At 55.0% G+C, this 23,515-nt stretch carries 14 protein-coding genes and 2 pseudogenes; 9 read left to right on the forward strand and 7 right to left on the reverse strand.

Going from position 1 to position 23,515, the window contains the following annotated elements:
* Positions 1–476 precede the first annotated feature (476 nt).
* Both XM38_RS00005 and XM38_RS00010 read right to left on the reverse strand, forming a co-directional pair.
* Positions 477–1,235 carry a DUF4058 family protein gene (locus XM38_RS00005; RefSeq protein WP_088428755.1) on the reverse strand — a complete coding sequence of 253 codons (759 nt, stop codon included), beginning with the start codon at positions 1,233–1,235 and terminating at the stop codon, positions 477–479.
* A gap of 85 nt (positions 1,236–1,320) precedes the next feature.
* Positions 1,321–1,530: pseudogene (locus tag XM38_RS00010) on the reverse strand (UPF0175 family protein); the annotation flags it as partial.
* A gap of 440 nt (positions 1,531–1,970) precedes the next feature.
* Between XM38_RS00010 and XM38_RS27335 the strand changes: the two are divergent.
* The gene (locus tag XM38_RS27335) at positions 1,971–4,484 is read left to right on the forward strand and encodes a CHAT domain-containing protein (RefSeq protein ID WP_449271856.1); all 2,514 of its coding nucleotides are present in this window, start codon (positions 1,971–1,973) and stop codon (positions 4,482–4,484) included.
* Between the two features lie 156 nt (positions 4,485–4,640).
* Positions 4,641–5,012, forward strand: a pseudogene (locus tag XM38_RS00020) (Uma2 family endonuclease); the annotation flags it as partial.
* 370 nt (positions 5,013–5,382) lie between these two features.
* Here XM38_RS00020 and XM38_RS00025 read toward each other — a convergent pair.
* On the reverse strand, positions 5,383–5,991 hold the full coding sequence (locus XM38_RS00025) for a GNAT family N-acetyltransferase (protein ID WP_080806233.1): 609 nt from the start codon (positions 5,989–5,991) through the stop codon (positions 5,383–5,385).
* A gap of 355 nt (positions 5,992–6,346) precedes the next feature.
* Here XM38_RS00025 and XM38_RS00030 point away from each other — a divergent pair, with 355 nt between their 5' ends.
* From XM38_RS00030 to XM38_RS25590, 6 genes are all read left to right on the forward strand, one after another.
* Entirely contained in the window at positions 6,347–9,154 is a 2,808-nt protein-coding gene (locus XM38_RS00030) for a CHAT domain-containing tetratricopeptide repeat protein (protein ID WP_225889123.1), read from the forward strand.
* Between the two features lie 771 nt (positions 9,155–9,925).
* Entirely contained in the window at positions 9,926–10,468 is a 543-nt protein-coding gene (locus XM38_RS00035) for a hypothetical protein (protein ID WP_080805629.1), read from the forward strand.
* A 123-nt stretch (positions 10,469–10,591) separates the two neighbouring features.
* The gene (locus XM38_RS00040; RefSeq protein ID WP_080805631.1) at positions 10,592–12,898 is read left to right on the forward strand and encodes a caspase family protein; all 2,307 of its coding nucleotides are present in this window, start codon (positions 10,592–10,594) and stop codon (positions 12,896–12,898) included.
* A gap of 128 nt (positions 12,899–13,026) precedes the next feature.
* Positions 13,027–13,992: a glutathione S-transferase family protein gene (locus XM38_RS00045; protein WP_080805633.1), complete on the forward strand. Its 966-nt coding sequence runs from the start codon at positions 13,027–13,029 to the stop codon at positions 13,990–13,992.
* A 351-nt stretch (positions 13,993–14,343) separates the two neighbouring features.
* Positions 14,344–14,580, forward strand: coding sequence for a hypothetical protein (locus XM38_RS00050; protein WP_080805634.1), 237 nt, complete (start codon positions 14,344–14,346; stop codon positions 14,578–14,580).
* A 160-nt stretch (positions 14,581–14,740) separates the two neighbouring features.
* Positions 14,741–14,911, forward strand: coding sequence for a hypothetical protein (locus XM38_RS25590; protein ID WP_187329215.1), 171 nt, complete (start codon positions 14,741–14,743; stop codon positions 14,909–14,911).
* A 154-nt stretch (positions 14,912–15,065) separates the two neighbouring features.
* Here the strand turns inward: XM38_RS25590 and glgP are convergent, their stop codons facing one another.
* Both glgP and XM38_RS00060 read right to left on the reverse strand, forming a co-directional pair.
* Complete coding sequence (gene glgP / locus XM38_RS00055) at positions 15,066–17,717, reverse strand: alpha-glucan family phosphorylase (protein WP_080805636.1); 2,652 nt, start codon at positions 17,715–17,717, stop codon at positions 15,066–15,068.
* A gap of 272 nt (positions 17,718–17,989) precedes the next feature.
* Complete coding sequence (locus tag XM38_RS00060; RefSeq protein WP_080805638.1) at positions 17,990–19,264, reverse strand: glycosyltransferase family 4 protein; 1,275 nt, start codon at positions 19,262–19,264, stop codon at positions 17,990–17,992.
* A gap of 520 nt (positions 19,265–19,784) precedes the next feature.
* Here XM38_RS00060 and XM38_RS00065 point away from each other — a divergent pair.
* Entirely contained in the window at positions 19,785–20,966 is a 1,182-nt protein-coding gene (locus XM38_RS00065) for a CIA30 family protein (RefSeq protein ID WP_080805639.1), read from the forward strand.
* A gap of 25 nt (positions 20,967–20,991) precedes the next feature.
* Here the strand turns inward: XM38_RS00065 and XM38_RS00070 are convergent, their stop codons facing one another.
* Entirely contained in the window at positions 20,992–21,648 is a 657-nt protein-coding gene (locus XM38_RS00070) for a DUF3318 domain-containing protein (protein WP_080805641.1), read from the reverse strand.
* Between the two features lie 235 nt (positions 21,649–21,883).
* On the reverse strand, positions 21,884–23,395 hold the full coding sequence (locus XM38_RS00075; RefSeq protein ID WP_080805643.1) for an adenylate/guanylate cyclase domain-containing protein: 1,512 nt from the start codon (positions 23,393–23,395) through the stop codon (positions 21,884–21,886).
* Between the last annotated feature and the right edge of the window lie 120 nt (positions 23,396–23,515).

Raw genomic sequence — 23,515 nt, forward strand, 5'->3', positions numbered from 1 at the left:
GGGTAGGAGTCTGAGATAATCTCACCTAACTACCCGAGAGACCCACTACCGTCATTCCCGCGGCGGCGGGAATCCAGGGAACAAACCTCGGCTTTGGCTCAGAGTACTCTGCCTGGATTCCGGGTCGCGCTGCGCTTGCCCGGAATGACGGGATTCGGTTTCGCGGTAAGTCTGCTACCTCGAGAGACGGTAGTGGTCTGAGATCATCTCACCTAACTACCGTCTTTTCGGCCAGCAGAACTTTGTCGGGAATGTGGAGGACAATGGGGTGGGTGGTCATGGTGCAATTCACCTTTGCAGACACTTCTATTATCGCGGTGCGGGCATCAGGGACTTAAGGATTGAATAAGCTCTGATGCTTCAGAGATAGGTACGTTAGGCGAGAGCAAGCATCTGGAGGCAGACAAATGGGGATGGGGCGATCGCAACACGGGTTCATGACTCGACTAGGGCGATCATCGCTTTTGCATGCAAGGCTATGATTCTTTAGATAAATAGGGCTGTAGCTCTGCGGCTAGCCAAGGCATCGGTGGTGCTTGTTCATAATCAATAAAGTAGTCATAGCCGAGCTGTTCGTAGAGTTCGCTCAACAAAGATTGCACATTCAATAAAACATCTTCATCTTCTGGCCCCAGAGGCAGGGGAACTGCCGGAATCACATCAGACACGTTGAAGGCGTATAAATCTGCCAGCGGCCGCTGTGGGGCTCGGCTGACCAAGATGCGATAATGACTTTGAGCCACATCTGGTTCCATCAAAAACGGCTGCCCTGCCCGCAGCAAATCAATCTCAACTAAGTGCGTTTGACTACCCAGAATCTGCTGTCGTTTGGCCATATATTTACTGCGACCCTCACCTCTTTTATTAGCTGGCGACAGTACCTCAAGCACGGTGACAACAATCTGGGTGGCTGCATCTTTCACTTCTAGGTAAGACTGCTGCATTTCCATCGGGACTGGCACTCTGACTTTAACGGGGTGCCCTGTTGCCTTGGGCGTCGTGGCAATTGGGGTAGGATTAGTCTGTCGTTGCTGAATGCTGACGTCAGGTCGACCCATCGCCACGGTAAGCGCGTCGGTAACGGTATAAACCCACTTATCGGTGACCACTCGATATTTGGGCAGCAGTTGAGGCACAAGACGCCGAGCGATCGCGGCCACCAGCTGGTTATGGAAGTCTGACCAGTAATCAGGCTGTTCCAGATACGGATTCATTCCTGGGAAAGGATTGGGCATGAGGGGGAGGGCGATCTCGTATGTCTATGATACTGTTGCCCATTTAGCCCGTTGCAGTACCGTAGGCTGGGCCTTGGAAATGGCCTTAGGCAAGGGACTGCTCCAGGTCTTCGAGTTCTGCACTCAAGGGGCAGACGTGGTATCGCTCCAGGCTGAGCAAAAATTCAACCCGCGACATCCCAGCTAACTCTGCGGCCCGCCCAGAAGACAAGCGCCCCAGTTCGTACAGTTTGACCGCTGCCAGCATAGGCAGTTCGCGGGCAAACCCTGCAGCGTCGGTCTTTTCGGGTAGGAGTCTGAGATAATCTCACCTAACTACCCGAGAGACCCACTACCGTCATTCCCGCGGCGGCGGGAATCCAGGGAACAAACCTCGGCTTTGGCTCAGAGTACTCTGCCTGGATTCCGGGTCGCGCTGCGCTTGCCCGGAATGACGGGATTCGGTTTCGCGGTAAGTCTGCTACCTCGAGAGACGGTAGTGGTCTGAGATCATCTCACCTAACTACCGTCTTTTCGGCCAGCAGAACTTTGTCGGGAATGTGGAGGACAATGGGGTGGGTGGTCATGGTGCAATTCACCTTTGCAGACACTTCTATTATCGCGGTGCGGGCATCAGGGACTTAAGGCTTGAATAAGTTCTGATGCTTCAGAGATAGGTACGTTAGGAGAAAGCAAATATCTGGAGGCAGAAACATGATGATGGGGCGATCTCAGGCAAGTGGAATGCTGGCAATGATGCTGGTCGTCATGGGTACAGAATTACCTGTAGCTGCAACCGCTTCGGAACCTGCCGCTCTCATCGCCCAAGAACCCGAACCAGACGCCACGGCCCCCCTGGAGCGAGCCGAAGCGCTTAACCAGCAGGTGATTGAACTCTACCAAGCGGGACGGTATCAAGAGGCCATTCCCCTGGCAGAAGAAGCCTTAGCCATTCGGCGCCAGCAATTAGGAGAGCGCCATCCCGATGTGGCCGCCAGCCTCAACAACCTGGCAGCGCTGTATGAGGCCCAGGGGCGCTATGGCGAGGCCGAGCCCCTCTATCAAGAATCCCTAGCCATTCGGCGCCAGCAGTTAGGAGAACGCCATCCCGCTGTGGCCCAAAGCCTCAACAACCTGGCATTGCTATATGTTGCCCAGGGGCGCTATGGGGAAGCCGAACCCCTATATCAAGAATCCCTCGCCATTCGTCGCCAGCAGTTAGGGGAGCGCCATCCCGATGTCGCCAGCAGCCTCAACAACCTGGCAGGGCTATATGTTGACCAAGGGCGCTATGGCGACGCCGAGCCCCTCTATCAAGAATCCCTAGCCATTCTGCGCGAGCAGTTAGGGGAGCGCCATCCCGATGTGGCCGCCAGCCTCAACAACCTGGCCGCGCTGTATTATGCCCAGGGGAAAACCGCTCAGGCGGTGCGCAGCTTCCAGGCAGGCTTGGCCATCGAAGAGTGGCACCTGGAGATCAACCTGACGACGCTGACAGAGGCCCAACGCCAGGACTACGCCGCCACCCTCTTCGGCACTACGGATGCGGCTATTTCCCTGTCGCTGCAATCGGCAGAGGCGCCACCCCTGGGGCTGACCACGTTGCTGCGGCGCAAGGGTCGCCTGCTGGAGGCGGGCAGCAGCAGTCTGCAACGCCTGCGCCAGAACCTCACGCCTGAAGACCAGACCCTGCTAGACAACCTCATTGATGTGCGTCAGCAACTGGCAGCCCTCACCTTCAATCCCCCGGAAAACCTGCCACCGGAGGAGTACCGATCGCAACTCGCTGCCCTGGAACAGCAGGACAGTGACCTATCTGCCACCCTGGCTCGTCGCAGTGCTGTATTTCGAGTAGAAGCCGAACCCGTAGAGATTGCCGCAGTACAGGCCCAGATCCCAGCCGATGGGGTGCTGGTGGAATATGCCCGCTATCACCCCTTTGATGCTAAAGCTAATCCAGCTAACCGCTGGGGTGACCCTCGCTATGCGGCCTACCTCCTCTTCCCCAATGGCCGCATTGAAGCCATCGACCTGGGCGATGCCGCTGCCATTGACACTGCCGTGCAAGCCTTCACCACCCTGCTGCAAGACCCCCGCGCCGACCTACGGGGCGATCCCGCCACCATCATCACCGAGATTGACCCCGACCGGATTGAGACGGTGACCAGCACCCTGCAGGCCCTGGTGTTGGATCCGATTGCACCCTATTTAGAGGGCCGTGAGCATCTGCTGATCTCTCCCGACAGCCAGCTCAACCGCCTGCCCTTTGAGGCCCTGCAGACGGACGATGGTCGTTATCTGGTGGAGCAGTATCAAATCAGCTATCTCAACAGCGGTCGTGACCTGCTCAAATTCGACGTCCTAGATCCCAGCACAGCGCCCGCTGTCATTCTTGCCAATCCTGATTATGAGCAAGCCGCCCCTCGACTCCGCTCGGGGCTCGACTCGGTAACTGGAAGCTCCCCGAGCGGAGTCGTTGGCGAAGCTGCTCCGAAGGAGCTAGAGAGCCGGGGCGAGCAGTCGTCGAGCGGAGTCGAGCGGTCGTCGAGCGGAGTCGAGACGAACCGCCGCTCCACCGACCTCAGCCAACTTCAGGTCGAACCGTTACCCGGCACCGCCGCCGAAGCCGGAGCCATCCAACCCCTACTCCCCAACGCCACCGTCCTCACCGAAGACCAGGCCACCGAAAACGTGCTCAAGACCGTGCAGGCTCCCCGCATTCTCCACATCGCCACCCACGGCTTCTTCTTAGAAGATCAACCCATTCCAGTCGCCGAGGAGAGTCGTGGCCTCAGCCTGGCCGCGGCTGACGGGCTGCGGGCACTGCCCCGCTTAACGGCCCCGGTGGAAAATCCCCTGCTGCGCTCGGGTCTGGCCCTGGCCGGATTCAACGCCCGCAGCAGCGGTGACGAAGACGGGGTCTTTACGGCTCTGGAAGCCGCTAACCTCAACCTGTTTGGCACCCAGCTGGTCGTCCTCTCTGCCTGCGATACCGGCTTAGGGGACATTGCCAATGGCGAAGGGGTCTATGGTCTACGGCGGGCCTTTGCCATCGCCGGGGCCGAGACCCAGTTGATGAGCCTCTGGCAGGTGAGCGATACCGGCACCCAGAGTCTGATGGCGCGGTACTACGAAAAGCTGATGGCGGGTATGGGCCGCAGCGAAGCCCTGCGGGCGGTGCAGCTCGAGATGATCCGCGAAGGTGGACAGTATAGTCGGCCCTACTACTGGGCGGCCTTCATCCTGGCAGGAGACTGGCGGCCGCTTTAGGCCCGGTTAGACGATGGCTTTCAAAAATGACGGTAGTAGGTCTCTCGAGGTAGCAGACTCATCACGCAAACAATCCTGGTCATGCCGGGCAAGCGCCCACACCTCACCCAGCAAGAAAATGCTGTAACAATGGAGATGTCGCTTTAGGGGCAGATCATGTACCAAACCGATCCTCCTCGACCGGCCCAGGAAACGCTGCCGACAATGTACGATTTGCCCAGCGACAATCCAGAGGAGCCAGGGTTGCCGGACGTTGGCGTCAGCCCGTCGCGAGACGTATTTCACGACATGCAGCCCCAGCTGCTGAAAGAGACCTGCCGACTCCCTGATGAACTGGCGGACAATGTCTTCTGCGGTACCGATCTAAATCTGTACTATGACACTCACCATCCCCAGTGGTACAAGCGCCCCGATTGGTTTTTGGTGCTGGGAGTGCCTCGGGCAAAACAGCAGCGAGATCTGCGCCTCAGCTATGTCATAAGACTATGGTGGCTGGGTTCGCGGGCGTGGAAGCTTTGTTCGCTACTCTGGAAGGTTCCTTCGCGGGTGTGGAGGCTTTGTTCGCCACTCTGGAAGCTTCCTTCGCCGCCATGAACCAAACCTCCATCAATGAAAATCTCTAGTCGCATAGACAAAATACTTGGTCAGAGGCCACTAACCAAACCTCCATCAATGGAAACCTTTAGTCGCATAGATAAAATACTTGGTTAGAGGTCGCGAACCAAATCTCCATCAATGCAGACCTTTAGTCGCATAGATAAAATACTTGGTTAGGCAGCGCCAATGACCCCTGCAGCGACGGTGAAGCTTAGGATGGCAGGATGAACTAAGGGTCTGGCGCTGCTGGAAAAGGGATACGCTTCCTGTTGCTAAGGTAATCCGGTGACGAATCCTGGCATCATGCCTTGAGGATCAGGTCATAGCGGTTGCACTCATGCACTCGGCTAAACCGTTGTTGAATTTCTGGAACAGATTCCCCACGATACTGAGCAAAGACATGAATGGGCCTCAAACCAGGAATGCGACTGCCAAGGCACCCATCCACTTCATCATCTTGCAGGTAGACGTGGAGATAGGTGTCTACTTTCTGAAAGCCCTGGGCTTCGTACCACCTTAGCGTTGAGGCATCGTCGCGGGTCCAGGCTTCGAAGCGTTGGATGTGGGACTGTTGGGCCATGGCAATGGCCACCTTCAACAGCGCTGTTCCAACCCCCCGTCGTCGATAGTCCGGATGAACCGCAATATTCCAGATCATCCCGGCTTTGCCCGTCGCGGTTGAATGTTTTGGGGGTGAGCAGACACTACCGGGTACCGTTTCACATTCGACATCGATGAGGCCAATGATGTGCTGGTCGAGTGTGGCAACCAGTTCAATTGATGGATTGGAGTAGTGTTCCTTCTGCCGCAGCACATTGTCGAAGTAGGCCGTGTCCAAGAAGGCCAGGACCCGGCAGCGCAGCCACTGGGGTTCATCAGCGGGTTGATAGCGGCAAATGCTCCAGTCCATAACGGTTCAGCGAAAATACACCTACCCTATTGCCTCACCCTGCCATGGACACTTTCCGCACGAAAAAGAGTTCCGTCATTCCGGGCAAGCACAGCGCGACCTGGAATCCAGTAGAGGGCTCTGCAGTCGATAGACATCTCTAAAGCCTCGCCGCGCAGAGAATGGCTGAAGTTCGGTGCATCACACCTCGCGGTGATAGCCCTCTACCCTCCTTATCTCTGCCAAAATTCATCCAATCTTGAATAAGTTTCCCCGGCTCAGACATATAGGCTGATGTAAACTCCCCAGGATGGAGCAAGCTCCCATGCACTACCCGGCCAAGCTACTGAGTTTAGTGGCTCTTACAACTTTGGCAATGACGACTGTCCAGTTACCAGCCTTTTCTCAAGAACCGAGAGATGCTTACCGTCTAGCGGCGACTGAGACAAAAACTGAGACGAACCAAGCCAACGAGCAAGGGACTTTACTGCTTGAGGTAGAAGGCATTTTAGAAGTAGGGGATAATACTCTTGAAAGCGGGAGATTGATTGATGGTCATCAATTTGAAGGGCAGGCTGATCAAATAATCACTATACGCCTTACTAGTGATGAGTTTGATCCGTTTCTCGCTGTTTTGGAGCCCAGCGGGCAAGTACTTGGTAGTCGAAATAACATAAGTGTATCTAATCTTAATGCTGCTTTGACTATCAGATTACCTAAAAGTGGCACATACTTAGTCGGCGTAACTATAGGCTCAGATGACATAAGCGCACAAGGCCAATATCGACTGACTGTAGCTGAGGCAACTACAACGGAAATAAGCAAAGCAGAAGCTGAACGCTTACTTCAGCTTGGAATTGAGCAATATCAGACTGCTCGACTCCGAGAAGCTATACAGTCATGGGAACAAGCCCTCATTACTTATCGTGAGATTGACGATCGCCAAGGGGAAGCCGTCGTTCTGGGAAACTTGGGCGTTGCTTATCGTGATTTGGGTGACTATCAGCAGGCTATCAATCTCCATGAGCAAGCGCTTTTTATTTTCCGTGAAATTGGCAATCGCTTCGGAGAAGTTAGCTCCCTACTTAACTTAGGCGGCGATTACGAAAGCCTAGGCAACTATCAGCAAGCTATAAACCTACATGAGCAGAGTCTCACCATAGCCCGCGAAATCAATGATCGCGCTGGGGAGGGTAACTCTTTGCGCGGCTTGGGCGCTGCTTATCGTAACTTAGGTCAATATCAGCAAGCTATCGAATTCTATGAGCAAAGTCTTGCCATTATCCGCGAAATTGGTGACCGCCTAGAAGAAACTCGCGCCCTATTAGGTTTGGGAGTTACTCACTATGATCTCGGTAACTATGAAAGGGCCATTGAATTCTATGAGCAAAGTCTTGCCATTATCCGCGAAATTGGTGATCGCCTAGAAGAAGCTCGCGTCCTCGGGAATTTGGGTAATGTTTCTAGGACCCTGGGTCAATATCGGCAAGCTATTGATCTCTATAAACAGCGTTTAACTATCGCGCGCGAAATTGGTGATCGGCCTGGTGAAGCCGCAGCTCTACTTGGTATGGGCAACACTTATAGTAAGCTAGGCAACTATGAACAGGCTATTGACCTCTACAGGCAAAGCCTTGCTATTACCCGCGAAATTGGCGATCGGCCTGGCGAAGCCATGTCTCTTCATAACCAGGGTTTGACCTTTATGAATACAGGCCAACTTCCCCAGGCAGAATCAGTGTTGCGTCAGTCCATAGAAGTCTTTGAATCCCTCCGCACAAACCTTCCCGATAACCAGCTCATCTCTATCGCCGATACCCAGGCAAGGGCATACGCTAACCTAGAGCGTGCCTTAACTGCCCAAGACAAGACAGCTGAAGCCCTTGCCATTACTGAGCGAGGCCGGGCTCGTGCATTTGTGTTGCAGCTGGCCAGTCGCCTAGCCACTCCAGAAGAGCAGGCGGCCCTGGCCGATAGCCCTATTGCTGAGGCTCCTACCGTCGCTGAGATCCAACAGATCGCCCGCAACACCAACACCACTCTGGTCACCTACTCCCTCATCTTCGACCAGGCCCTCTATATTTGGGTGGTGCAGCCGTCGGGGGAGATTCAATTTCGCTCGGTCGAGTTCAATGGCGCTGGCGGTTCTGGGGTGGTGGTCAATCCCATTGCCGCCATTGATGGCCCGGTCTATCGAGGCACTGACGACCCGTCCGAGTTAGATAGCCTGGTGGCTGACTCCAGGGCTGGCATTATTGTCGAGCGCACGGGAACCAATCCAGCCCAACTGCAGGAGCTGCATCGGGTCTTGATCGAGCCCATTGCCGCTCTATTGCCCACCGATCCAGAAGAGAAAGTAGCCTTCATTCCCCAGGGCAACTTGTTTTTGGTGCCCTTTGCCACCCTACAAGACGACGACGGCACGGCCCTGATCGAAAAACACACTATTCTGACTGCTCCGTCGATTCAGGTCTTCGGCTTGGCCAATGACGTCAGTGGGGAGCCAACAGATGTCAGTAGCTCCCTAAGCGCCAGCGGCGATGGCGCCCTGATTGTGGGGAATCCAGTGATGCCGACAGTGTGGGCCCCTACGGCCAGCGGTGACTTTGGCGAAATTCAACTGGCGGACTTGCCAGGGGCTAAACGAGAGGCGGAAGCCGTGGGCGATGTCTTTGGGGTGCCAGTGCTGACAGGCAATCAGGCCACTGAGGCCACCGTAAAGCAACGGTTGCCAGCAGCCCAGCTGATTCATCTGGCTACCCACGGTCTACTGGAATATGGCGACCCCCAATCCTCTGGGGTTCTGGACGTGCCCGGTGCCGTGGCCTTAACGCCCGGGTCAGGGGAAGACGGCTTGCTCACCGCTGCCGAAATCCTGGAAATGAAGTTGCAGGCGGAGTTGGCAGTGCTCAGTGCTTGCGACACCGGGCGCGGACGCATCACTGGCGATGGCGTGGTGGGGCTGTCTCGGGCCTTGATCACTGCCGGCGTCCCCAGTGTGATTGTGTCCCTGTGGGCGGTGCCCGATGCCCCTACGGCCATGCTAATGACGGAGTTTTACCGCCAGCTAGACCAAGGGCACGACAAGGCTCAGGCCCTACGGCAGGCCATGTTGATCACCCGGGAGCAGCATCCTAATCCCAGGGCTTGGGCCGCCTTTAGCCTCATGGGGGCTGCGAATTGAAGAGCGCTTTGTAAGCAGCCGATATGGTCTCCCTGGATTCCTGCTGCCGCGGGAATGACAGTAGTACGTTTATTGCGAGCAGCAGACTAATCGCGAAAAAGAATTTTGTCATTCTGGGCAAGCGCAGCACCACCCAGCCTCCAGTAGAGGGCTCTGGGGCCAGTAGCAAGCTGGCAACCAGCCAGCTCAATCGGCCTCGGGTGAATAGGTTCGACCTGCTGAGATATAGGAACCTTTAGAGCACACAACCTCTGAGATCACAGCCTACTGTCACCTATCGATAGTGGCCATGGCCTAGGTCCATCCAGCCTACAGGGTGATCCATCTATGAACTCCCATCAGGTCAGGAATCATGCCCCCATTTAATCAGGTGCCCTACCTCCGTCAACTGTTGAGAAGAATCGCAGCGGCTTCAGGGTTACTGGTATCAGCAGACGGCGTCCCCTGACTCCCTTGCGGTGCAGGTGCCCAATGGGTCGTCAGTCGGAGGGTTAGGAGTGCTGGGCCTATGGTTTCTGGGGCAACGGCTGCTGCAGGCTGGCGTCTCAGAACACTGAATCTTAGACCTTGGCTAAACCTTTTAAGAAGTAAGAGTCAAAGCAGGTACCGGGGACGGCTTCACTGTAATATCGCGTTTGTCAGGTAGCTTCTCCGGTTTTAGGGCATTGGACGCTACGTTCTGTCGTTTTTTCCACCAGAGTGCAAGAGTGAATAAGTTCATCGGCCTCAGAGATATACCCCTATGACGTTACCCGACATCTTCTAAACATCATGAAAAAAACAATCCCCAGCTTACTTGCCCTGACCACTGCCACCGTTGGCCTGGTCCTATGGCAACCCCACCTGGTCCCGGTCTCTGTGGCTCAGGTCACCCCCCAGCAAGACAGTTCCCAGGGTAGTCCCGACCCGAGAGTGCAAGCTGCCCTCGATGGTCTGGGCTTCAACTACGAAATTCAAGATAGCGGCGCCTTTAGAATCGGGCTGCGCTTCGAAGACGGACGCACCCAGGTAGCCTTTATTAGCTCTGGCACTAGCACCCTGGGCGATTTGGAAATCCGAGATATTACCTCGCCAGTTAACGTTACCGATGGTCCTCTATCGGCCGAGACGGCTAACCAGCTGTTACAGGATAATGCCAGCAAAAAGTTAGGGGCCTGGCAGACGGTTGAACTCAGCGATCAACGCCATCTCACCATGTTTACTGCCCGCATCGATGCCAATAGCAGCCCCGAGCAACTACAGTCTGCTCTCTATGGGGTGCTCTACACTGCCGATGCCATGGAAGCCGAGCTCTCCGACAGCGATCGCTTCTAGGGTACGGTGCCGTGAGCGGTTTCGCCTGAGCACCCTGAACAGGGGCATCTACTGAATGCCCTAAACCGTTATCTCCTAGTATTTGTGTCTAATCTACGAACATCCTGACGAGGATAATCCCCCATGAAACGTCGTCATTTCCTTCAATTCGCCGGGTCTACCCTGGCCGCCATCGGCCTCAGCCAAGCCGATTTTCTCCGCCAAGCCAATCACTACGGCAAGGCCCTGGCCCAGAACACCAACCGCAAATTAGCCCTGCTGATCGGCATTAATAACTATCCCGACCCCACCATTAGCAACCTCAATGGCTGCCTCAACGATGTGGAGATGCAGTATCAGTTGCTGGTGCACCGCTTTGGCTTTAAGCCCAGCGACATTCTTGTAGTGAGTGACACGGCTGATATGCAACCTAGCCGGGCCAATATTCTCCAGGCCTTTGAGGAGCATTTGATCCAGCGAGCTAGACCAGGGGATGTGGTGGTGGTGCACTATTCCGGCCATGGAGGGCGGGTGGTAGACCCGGATCCGATTGTGGTGCAAGCCTGCCCCCAATACAACCGGGAGCTTGAAGCGGAAGTCGGTCTCAACGGCACCCTGGTGCCCAATGACCCCATGGCTGCCAACCAATCAGGCCGGGAGTTGGTGGTGCCCGACATCATGGGGCGCAGCTTGTTTTTGCTGATGGAGCGCATCAACACCGATAACCTGACGGTGGTACTAGATAGCTGCTATTCAGGGGCCGGCACCCGCGGCAATGCCCGGGTGCGAGCGGTGGACTCCCGTCTCAGTCGCAGCGCCGACACCCTGGTGGCCAGCGAGGATGAATTTGACAACCAAGAACGCTGGTTAAAAAAACTGAACTTAAGCGAGACCGAATTCCATCAGCAGCGGGCTCGGGGCATTGCCAGGGGCGTCACCCTGGGTTCGGCCAGTTGCAACCAATTGGCCTTCGAGATGCCCTTTAGCGACCAGTTCACGTCTGGGACCTTTACTTATCTGTTGACCAGTTACCTATGGCAATCTCCTGCAACCCAGGTGGCGGAAACGGTGCAGGCCAACCTGGTGCGCAGCACCCGCACCACGGTCACCAGTGGCACCCAGATTCCGGTCTTTGAGTATGAACCGGGTAGCAACTATGGCCAGAAACCTCTGTATTTCTCTTCGATCGCAACTCCCTTCGCCGCTGGGGTGGTGACCAATGTGACGGGGGAGCAGCTTCAGGTCTGGTTGGGAGGCGTCTCCCATGCCAATTTAGATCGGGCGGCGGCGGGGAGTATCTATACCCTGATTGACGGGGATGGCCATCCCCTGGCAGATATGGTGCTAGAGCAACGGCAGGGGCTTCTGGGCTTTGGCAAACTGGCTGCGGGTCAGTCAATCTCTGTGATTGCAGGGATGTTGGTGCGGGAGAAGGTGCTAGCCATTCCTGACCCGGTGCTCAGGGTGGGTATTGATGCGTCCTTAGCCGATGAAGCCGAGCCAGCTCAGGCAGCTCTGGAGTCGGCCCTGGTCACGGCGATTGCGTCGGGGGAGACCACTAGTCGCATCGTCGTAGCACCAGTGGGTGAACCGATGGAGTATTTGCTGGCTCGTACCACTGAGACCATTCAGGCAGAACTGCGGCAGACGGGAGTAGAGACTCCGCCTCCCTTGGGCACGGTGGCTCTATTCGCACCGGATTTCTCCGCCGTGGTGCCCAATACCTTCGACCGGGTGGATGAGCCAGTGACCGTGGCGGTGACACGGTTACGCCCGCGCTTGAAATCTCTATTAGTGGGTAAAGTACTGAAGGACCTGGCCGTGACTACCTCAGATCTGCGGGTCAGTGGTGAGGCCTTTGATGCCAGTGGCCGTGGGGTGGCCGTACCGATTGTGCACCAGGGGGCCACGGGCCGTGCTGATACCCGGGTGGCCACCCAGGCGTTTCGCACCAATGAGGAGATTAAGATTCGGGTTCGGAATCAGGAAAATGATCCGGTCTATCTGAGTGTGTTGGGCATCGGCAGCGATGGCCAGATTGTGGTGCTGCAACCGGCTAACTGGAATGACCCGGTAGAGGCGGCTCGGGTGGATGAAGATGAGGAACTGGTAGTCCCTACTGCTGAGGATGGGGTGCGATTCCGAGTGGCCGGGACAGGTTACATCGAGCTGATTACTTTGGTGAGTCGGGCCCCCTTGCGAGGGTTATTGCAGAGTCTGCAAACGATTTCTCGGGGGGCCGGCCGCGATCGCGGCTTTGTCGGTCTGGAAGAGGGGGATCCCTTAGATGTGGTCAGGGGATTGTTGGGGGATGTGGATGCAATTTCACGCTCTCGCAATACCACTAGCATTTTGGTGGAAGCCACTGAGGATAAGTCAGTGGTGGATTCTGATGCGATCGCAACGTTTTCCACCGTCATCGAGATCGTCGCCGACCCCAATGGCCCATGAAGGCCATCGCTTAGGAGCAGGCCCTTGCATCTCAGGCGCTGACCAGACTGATTCCATCTCTCGACAGTCATCCTTCATCCCCGAGACTGCCTATGATGATTGAGGAGGTAAATCATGGGAAATAGGGCATAGCTTTGGGCATGTTGGTCAATGGCGAGTGGGTTAAGCATCGAGAGCAGGCCGATACTAAAGGCCACTTCGTTCGCCCCTCGACCACCTTTCGCAATTGGGTCACCGCGGATGGCTCCAGTGGTTTCCAGGCTGCAGCCGGACGCTATCACCTCTATATCTCCTGGGCCTGTCCTTGGGCCCACCGCACTGCCATTACCCGAGCCCTGCAAGGTCTGGAGTCAGCCATCGGCCTATCTGTGGTCGATCCAGTCATGGGGGATGAGGGCTGGGCATTTTCTGAGTATCCCGGTTCAATTCCCGATGCCTTGCACGGCGCCCAGTACCTGCGGCAGATTTACCTCAAGGCCGATCCCAACTTTACCGGACGGGTCACAGTGCCGGTACTGTGGGATCGGCAAACCCACACCATCGTGAATAATGAATCCCGCGAGATCATGCGGATGCTGAATCGCGAATTTAGAGCTCTGAGCCCATCACCACAGCAGCTCTGCCCCTCAGATTTACAAGCCACCATTGACGACACCATCGACGCCATTTACCAACCGATCAACAACGGCGTTTATCGGGCCGGGTTTGCCGTCAAGCAAGCTGCCTATGATGAGGCCGTCGTAGCCCTCTTCCAAGCCCTCGATCACTGGGAACAGGTCTTAGCGCGACAACGATATCTGTGTGGGCCTCAGTTTACCGAGGCAGACATCTGCATGGTTACGACGCTGCTGCGCTTCGATGCCATCTATTACAGTCATTTCAAGTGCAACCTGCGCCGCATTAACGACTACCCCAATCTGGGCAATTACCTACGGGATGTCTATCAAATCCCTGGTGTCCGCCAGACCTGCTATCTAGACCACATTAAGCTGCACTATTACCGTAGCCATCCCACCGTCAATCCCAGCGGCATTGTCCCCAAAGGTCCCCTGCTGGACTTCGAAGCGGCCCACGATCGCCATCGCTTTGGCTAATCGCGAGGCACTGAAGACGCCCCATAGTCGCCACAACTCTAGGGGTTGGAAGGACTGATCCACTAACACCAGCCGCATTTGCTCGAGCTATTCGTGGGGTGTTGTCGATTCAATCAAGCGATTCGGCTCTCATGGTGATCTGAGACAGTTCCGTAGTCATACTCAGGTCACAGGCAAGGGTTAAGCGTAACTCTAGGCTTAGGAATGATCGCTTATCTTCCTAAGGTGCATAGGCTGCGATCGCACAGAAATATAATCTATCGACATTCTGAGGCGGACGCTCCTCTCAACAGATACCAAGACGTGAGCGCTCCCCACTGGAGAAACCGATCCACCCAGGAGATCCCCCCCATGGCCACTTCCCTTGCCAACATCAAAATTAGCCGCTTGCTTCTTGCCATTGCAGTGACCGTGGCAGTCGCCGACGCCTGTCCTCACCCCTCCCTAGGCCCGAGCTTACTCAGCCAAGCTTTCCAACGGGTACAACAGGTCATGACAGGGCGCTCCCAAGAAACACGTTCCCTAGTGACAGAGCAGCTGAGCGCTCCCAACCAAGCACAACTACCGCGTCAGCTAGACCTTTTCTAATCCTGGTCTCCCTTGAGGCCGCCGCGGGCATAATCCGTGATGCCCGCGGCCAATGTCTGGGCATTCTAAAGGTGGAGTGTCATTTGCTACGTCACGTTATTCAGTAAGAGTAGCAGGCGTAGCCTTGACCTCCCTACCCACAAAGACATTGGCTAAAATCATGATTATTTCCACGGATAAAATCCTGCGGGAGATCACGTTATCTTTGAGATTCGGAATCACCCTAGTTATTCTCGTATTTTTACTGATACGAGTCGTAGAGGTCTGGCAACAGGATCCCCTATTCGACACCTGGTCAGAGATCATTGACATCACGCCCCAGGATGACTAAGGCTACGGTTCTCAATCGCAGCGACAGACGAATCCTTGCGCCCTCGCCCCCATAGCCGCTCCTTAACACCAGTGAAGAATCCTGATAGAAAACAAGCTCCCCCCATGACCATCCGATCTGCGGGGAGCTCACAACTTGGCTATGACCGACTCCGCTAAGGAGCAACGGCCATAGACTCTGCTACGGAAGAAGGTTTCGGGTCTTGGCCCTGATTGTTAACATTAATGGCAACAGTATCGGGCTCAGCCCACATCACCAATCTCAGGTCATAGGGACTATTGAGATATTTGTGCTCAGGTAGAATTCGCAACGAGAGCCCCTGTAAACCACTGGCTTCGTAAGACACATCGATCTTGTATTGACAGCGCCCCTGTTGGTCCTGTCCTTGATAGGTCATTGGCGTAGCTCGACCACTGTGCATCTCCCCATCAATCTCGACTTTGCCCTGGTAAAGCTGTACCTGCACATCGTCCGGCGTCAGGGCTCCTAGGTCAATCTGAGCCTGAACCTGTAGGACCTGATTGACTGTGAGATCAGACGGTTCCGACACCGTGACCGACTCAATCTTCATGGCATACCAATGCTCTATCAGGTGAGCTTGCCAAGTCGCTAATGCCTTCGCAGGAGTATAACTCTGGGCAGCCAACGTCATGCTATTGTCACTGGCTGCAAAGTAGCAACGCTCGGCATACTCTTTAACCATGCGGGCCGTATTAAATTGAGGGGTGTTCAGGCGAATAGCATCCTTCATTTTGGCCACCCATCCTCTGGGAAGCTCATCGTTATCCCGGTCATAGAAGAGGGGGACTACTTCCTGCTCTAATAATTCGTAGAGCGCATTCGCTTCCACATCATCCTGGTAATCTGGGTCGTCGTAATCTTCCCCAGATCCAATGGGCCACCCCGTGCGAATATAGTCAGCCTCAGCCCACCAACCATCCAACACACTGAGGTTGGGCAAGCCATTCATGGCCGCTTTCATCCCACTGGTACCGGAGGCCTCCCGAGGTCGCCGCGGGTTATTGAGCCAGACATCACAACCCGCCACCATCGCCCGAGCCAAATGGATATCGTAGTTAGGCACGAAGACAATGGAGCGGCTGAGTTCTTCATCATGGGTAAAGTGAATGATTTTGCGGATCAACTCCTTGCCAGGAATATCTCTGGGATGAGCTTTACCCGCAATCACGAATTGCACCCGGCGCCCCTCTCCTTGGCCTTTGATGATGCGGCGAATACGCTCGACGTCCCGCAAAAATAGCGTCGCCCGCTTATAAGTCGCAAATCGACGGGCAAAGCCAATGGTCAAGACAAATGGATCGAGGACCTCCTGAGCTTCTAGAAACTCATGGGCAGCCGCTCCTCGTTCCCGCAGGCCTTGTTGCAGCTTATCCCGCACATAGACGACCAGCTGCGAGCGGCAAAGCTCGTGATTACGCCACAGTTCTTCGTCCGGAATCGAGTTGACTCGCTCCCAGAGAGGATCATGGCTACCGGCTTGGGACCAGTTGGGACCCAAATAGCGGTCATACAACTCTTGGGTAGACTTGGCCACACAACTGCGGGCATGGACCCCATTAGTGATGGCATGAATCGGTACCTCACTCAGGGGAAGTCCGTTCCATAGTCCACAGAACATCTTGCGGGATACCTCGGCATGGAGCTCACTGACACCATTGACCGAGGTTGCCAGTTTGATAGCCAGCACAGCCATACTGAAGGGGGCACTCAAGTCTCCCGTATCTTCGCGACCTAGGGCTAAAAATTCGTCGTTGGCCAAGCCAAATCGATGCCCGTAGTGACCTAGATAATAGAGCACCTTATCCGGGGGAAATAGGTCAATCCCGGCCGGGACTGGGGTATGGGTGGTAAACATCTGGCTGGCTTGGGCCACCTGTAAGGCCTCGGCATAGCTAATGCCAGCCTCATCCATGAGGTTTTTAATCCGCTCCAGCACCAAAAACGCAGAGTGGCCCTCATTCATGTGGTACACCGTGGGCGCCAATCCCAGAGCCTTCAGCATCCGCACGCCGCCAATCCCCAGCATGATTTCCTGGTGAATGCGAACATCAATGTCACCGCCATACAAGCGATCGCAAATATCCTGATCGTATTGATTGTTAGGCTCAATATTTGTATCTAGTAGGTAAAGAGGTACCCGACCAATCTGCACCCGCCACACCCGAGCATAGACAGTACGCCCTGGGTAATCGACCGAGATTCTAAGCTCTGACCCATCTGCCGTGCGTTCCAGATGCAGCGGCATGTTGTAGAAATCATTAATCGGGTAGCGTTCCTGCTGCCAGCCATCGGCATTGAGGTACTGGGCAAAATACCCTTCCTGATAAAGCAGGCCAACAGCCACCAAGGGCAGTCCCAAATCACTGGCAGATTTCAAGTGATCACCAGCCAACACGCCTAGGCCGCCAGAATAGACTGGCATGCAAGAGGTGAGGCCAAACTCCATGGAAAAATAGGCGTAGCACTCCCCGGCCTTGCCCTCAGATCGATGCTTGCGGTACCAAGTCCGCTTCTGCTGATAATCCTGCAACCGCTGGACTGCCCGATCCATTTGGGCCAAGAATCCTTCGTCTTCAGCAACTTCTTGCAGGCGAGACTGCCGAATGGTGCCCAACATCAAGACTGGGTTGTAACGACTGGACTGCCATAGGTCTGGATCTAAGCGGCGAAATAGGTCATTGGTATCAGAGTCCCAATCCCAGCGGAGGTTATAGGCGAGTATACGCAGTGCCTCCAATCTAGGGGGCAGTGACGGTGTCACATTGAATGTGCAGATGGGTTGCATGGTGACAGAGATCCCTGTGTTCCAGCTAGGAGCATTCTGCCCCCTTGTCTTCACCTTCCCCGCCTCTCTTAATACTCTTTTGGGATCTTCAGCCTTGATAGGTGGCTCTAAGCCACTTTCGTCCCCGACGGGCTTAGCGTACATGCCTCCCCCAAGTAGCTCGGGAAAGCCCCAGTCATCTTCAGCGGCGAGAGGTTCCCCTTGGCAGTTCCCTACAGCTACACAGCCTCTGCCTTTCCCCTAACGGATAGGTCCTTCAGTGAACAGTCGTATCATTTAACCACCACAGTTTCAGGGTCCTGTTGGGTTACTACGGGCTTAGCGTTGACCAGGCGGCTAAATAGAGTCTCATAGCGCTCTAGGGAGGCCGCAAATGAATAGTTGTCTAGGGCAAACTGACGTCCCTGTTTCCCCAGTTGTTCCGCCACGTCCGGATGGTTGTACAAATGCAGGATGGCATTGGCCAAAGCCGTGGGATGCTCAGGAGTAACGACCATCCCCCCACCACTGGCCTCTACTGCCTGAGCCGCAGTGCCATTGGTAGGCACGGAGGCAACAATGGGGCGGCCACTGGCCAGCAACACCTGAGTCTTAGAGGGCATGTTGAAGCCGACCACATTGCGCTTCTGCAGAATTAGGCCCACGTCAGCCGCCGCTAGCATCTCAGGCAAGTCAGCTCGAGGCACAAAGGGCAGGAAGGTAATATTGTTTACACCTAGCTCTTGACTTAAGGTCTGTAACTCACCCAGTTGATTGCAGTCGCCTACGATCACGAAGGCAATATCGGGATGGACCATCAACTTCTGGGCCGCTCGGATGGCGGTGCGAATCCCCTGGGTGCGAGCAATATTGCCAGAATAGAGCACGACAAATTTATCGGTGAGGCCGTGGGCTGCGCGAAAGGCATTGGGCTGCTTGGGCAATGGTCGAATGAAGTTGACGTCTACCCAGTTGGGGATATGGACCATCTTTTGGTTAGGAACGCCTTTGCTAAGTAAATTAGCCCGAAAGCCCTCTGTGATTACGCCAATTTGGGTGGCACTGCGGTAAGCAAATTTTTCTAAGATTTCAAATACACCGATGGCGAGCCGATTACTGAGTAGCCCCGTTTCCACAGCGGCTTCTGGCAAGATATCTTGCAGGCTCAAGACACTGGGACAGCCGTAGAGCCATCGCAGCAGGGCAACAGGAACACAGGCTGGTAGAGAAGGACTCGTGGAGAGGATGATATCTGGACGCCACCCCCGCAATGCCTGAATGAAGCTAAGCGTGACAAAGCTGGCGTCTAGGAGCACTCGAGCAATGAGACCAGGGTTGGGACGTACGGTGACATAGCATCGTTGGATGGTGACCCCGTTATGCTCTTCGGTGCAATAGAGCTGGCCCCGATAGGCGGGATAGATGCGCCGCTCAGGATAGTTAGGCATCGCTGTGATCACCCTGACTTGGTGCCCCTGCTGCACTAACCCTTCAGCGAGTTCAGTCATCAGCGGGGCGATACCAATGGGTTCAGGGGAATAGTTGTAGGAGTAAATTAAAATCCGCATGGAACAATTAAGGAACACTGAGAAAGGACTAAAGTGGACCCTTGGGGCTAGTTAACGGGCTTAAACGGAGGCATATCAAGGAATCACAGTAGCGACCGAATAACCAGACTAGATAGACAATCTAGGCATCTTTAGGGAGTCTTCAGCAGAAATCTTGGATTGTGTATGGAGGCTGGCATCGGCGGGAACATATCGAAGGAATTGACATCTCTAGAGATGGATACTGTGTCGCCCTAGCCAATCTTGTTGGCACATCGGGGTGTTGAGTATGGCAATGGCTGCTTAGATGAGTGGCTCATAATATGCATCGTCTTTACTTCTGTAATTAGGGTTCCCATGCTTTCAAGAAACTTATCTTTTGCAGCATGATTAGCGTTGTGACGCCGATGTCGCCGTTAGGACGATAGCGATAGGCTAGGGGTAGGCCTAGTTTAGACTCAAAGGGTTAGGTCAAAAAGGACTCATTCAAAAAGGACTCATTCTGAACCGAATTGGGTATTGCTGTCATCGGCGAGAACATATGGCACACTCTGGCTCTCAATCGTGGGATTTGGGACGGTTTCTCAAAACCATGGCATTTTTTAATGTCATTCCTCTACTCAGTCGCATGAATCCCCTGCAAACGTCTGAGCCAGCCCGGGCATCATCAACATCGGATGCGGAGATATCGTTCCAGCCCTCGGTGGTGGTGGTCGGCGACTTGGCAGCTCCTATGAGTCGTGGGCTGGTGCAGGAGTTGCGTACGGAGATGATTCCAGTGCGGTCATATCCCTGGCCGCAGATGTCTCCAGATGGTGCACAGGCAATATCCTCGCCCGACCCTGTGCCTAGCTCGGCCCAGTCCCTATCCCCCTGGGAAACCATCTTAGTCAATGCGGCCTTAGTGATTGTCTGTTGGGACGCAGGACAGCCCCTATCGACCTTAGGTGGAGCAGTGGTAGGAACGGCGAGCCAAGAACAGGTTTTGTTTGACTACCGATCTCCCCAGGCGGCATTGTCTGAGCGCTGGGGCGCCCTAGACGATGTGGTCATGGGGGGGGTTAGTGCCAGTCGGTTTGACTGGGCTGATGGGGCGGCTGTCTTTCGAGGGCGAGTATCTACAGCCAACTCTGGCGGCTTTGCCTCGGTTCGCACTCGCAATGCAGACCCTGCTTATGACCTAGGCGCCTGGCACGGCATTGCTCTGCGGCTCAAAGGGGATGGCCAACGCTACAAGCTGATTCTCCGGCAAGATTCGGGGTGGGATAGCGTTGCCTATTGCCAGTCTTTTGATACTCTTGCCGGTCACTGGCAAACCGTGCATCTTCCTTTTGCTGCCATGGTTCCCACCTTTAGGGCCAAGCGAGTTAGTGGGGCTCCGCCACTAGATCCAAGCCGCATTCGCTCCATGCAGCTGATGCTGAGCAAATTTGAATATGATGGGGCGTTGAATCCTACCTTTACTCCCGGGGATTTTGAGTTACAGGTGAAGACCATCGGGGTTTATCGACCGGTGCCAGTCCCCCCGGTTTGGGTGTTGACTCCAACTGCTCCGGGCCAGGCGAAGGAGCTAGAGGATGACAAGATGCGCCTGATTACGGCTGTGACTCCCCCTTGGTCAGCATCAGACGCTGGGGATGCCCTATCAGAGCAGCAAAAAGATTGGCTACCCCGCGTCGATGCCCTATGTCGGCAGGTGGTCCGGTCTATCTCGGCTGATTAACTTAGGTGGAAGACAGGGAGGAAGATTAGTAGGCCGGTCGGGGAGCACTGCTGCGCTCACTGCGAGCCCGTTCCTTGGCCTTGGCGGCACTTTTCTTCAGCGCTTCCAGGCGCTTGATATAGCGATCTCGCTGGCGCTTCTTGGGGGTTTGCTCGATTAGCGTTTTCAGGGCGCTGCCCAGGCTCTTGTAGGCGTTAGGCAGGGTGTAGCCGAAGCGAGTTGCGATCGCAATGGCCCGTTCATCAGCATCGATTGCTTCCTTCAACCGCTTTTGGCTGTTATTGCGACGATATAGCCGATAGCCGGAAAAACCGCACAGGGCCAGCGCCAGGACCAGTAATAAGCCATCCTGGACCCAGAGTTCGCCCACAGCCCCGCCGAGACCAATGGCCAAGGCCGCCATTTCCCAACCATCCCGCGGGATCGTGTCATTCTGGATACGTGCCACCTCGTGCCAGAACAGCAAGTTGCGTTGATCGAGGGCCAACTGCTCCCACTTCACCAGGTCAATTTGCACTTCTACCTGGTCTTTCCCCAGTTCCTCACAGGTAATGAGGGGGGGGGAGACATCTACGGCTGCTTCCACGGTCACCCAACTCTGCAGTTCGGGGGGCAGCAAACTTCGCAGGCGACGTAATTCACCCATATCGGTCCGGGCAGTAGACGTGGCGTAGGAAGTCATGGGCACTTGGATCGTTAACGATACGGAAACAGGAGGTACTGAGATAGATTAACCGGGGAGGTTGCGATCGCACCGCCAGGCAGTCGATCAAGAGATGGCAGTATCCATCTAAATATTGACCATCTTATCTTTAAATGCTTTTGTGCATCGATCTGGTCAGGCAACGGCAGCCCTTCAGTCTCTAGGGATCGACTGCAACCGGCAAAGACTGCTGGGAGACGTGACTACCCTTTCCCTATTTTTTAACACCGATTAACCAGTAGGTGGTCATGGGGCCCCGCCCTTTGATGGCGATGGTTCCCCGTTGTTGAAAGGTAAAGCTTTCCTTCAGGTGTTCATAGATAACAGCGGTGGTCTGAATCTGTTGCGGTTCGCCGGTAGTTTCCATGCGGCTGGCCAGATTAACGGTGTCCCCCCAGAGATCATAGGCAAATTTCCGTTTACCGATGACCCCGGCTACTACCGGGCCAGTATTAATGCCAATGCGCAGCTGAAAAGGGGAGCCATCAGGGCGGGGGAACCGTTGAATCGCAGCTTGCATATCTAAGGCCATGCGGGCAATTGCGATCGCATGATCGGAGCGCGGGGCTGGTAATCCAGCGGCGACCATGTAGGCATCCCCGATGGTTTTAATTTTTTCCAGGGAATGGACGGCAGCAAGTTGGTCGAAAGCAGAAAAGATATCGTTTAATAACTTGACCAACTCCTGGGGGGTCATTTGGCTAGAGGCCGCCGTAAAGTCCACCAGATCGGCAAATAATACGCTGACTTCATCGAAGTTTTCCGCGATCACCCGGGAGCCAAGTTTGAGTCGCTGAGCGATCTGATAGGGCAAGATATTAATCAACAACCGATCGGCCTGCTGCCGCTGCTGGCGTAGTTCATCTTCCATCTGGCGACGCTCACTGATGTCATGGACGATGCCTTCGTAGCAGAGGAAACGTCCTTGGTCGTCGCGGACGCTCCAAATGTCTTCACTGATCCAGAAGCAGGTGCCGTCTTGGCGATAGACCTGGGACTCGGCATCGGTGATCTTGTCAAAGCGCTTCAGGTAGGCAATCAGCTCTTGCCGGCGCTTGGGCTGAACGTAGACTTGCTCGGCAATGGTCGTAATCGTCGCGATCATTTCCTGGGGAGAACCGTAGCCATAGATGTGGGCCATAGCCGCATTGACACTGAGATAGTGGCCATCTTCTGTGGTTTGAAAGATGCCCGCGGTAGAGTTTTCAAAAATGCTGCGATATTTGGCTTCTGCTTGCCGCAGGGCTTGCTCTATTTGGGTCCGTTCTCGCACTTCATCTAACAGGAGGGCGTTCTGCTGACTCAGTTGCTGACGCTGACGGTACAGATACAACTGGTTCTGCACCCGGGCTAACACTTCCTCTGGATGACAGGGTTTGGTGATGAAATCAGCGGCCCCCACCTCAAAGGCGTTGATCTTATCGCGATAATCACTCAAACGGCTGAGGAAGACCACGGGAATCGGACGAGTGTCTAGGTTCTCTTTCAGCCGCTGGCAGATGCGGTAGCCGCTGATGTCAGGTAGCTCGATGTCTAAGAAGATGACGTCAGGGACGTGGGTCTCGATCTGCTGCCAGATGTCATGGCCGGTGGTCAGTTCATAGACCAAGTAGTCATGTTGGCTCAGGACCTCGGCCATATGACGGCGATGGTTGCGATCGCAGTCAATCAAGAAAATGGTGCCGTTAACAGGGGCATTCGTTAGAGGCTGTTGTTGGGTATCCATGAGTTATTGCATCAGTCCCCTATCGTGGCTAAGATACGCCCCTAAGCATCCCGAAGACCCAGAGCAATAACGCCAACGTCAACGGCAAACGGCCAGTATAGTATCCCGTGAAGACACCCA

The organism is Halomicronema hongdechloris C2206, from assembly GCF_002075285.3.
Taxonomy (GTDB): Bacteria; Cyanobacteriota; Cyanobacteriia; order Phormidesmidales; family Phormidesmidaceae; genus Halomicronema_B; species Halomicronema_B hongdechloris.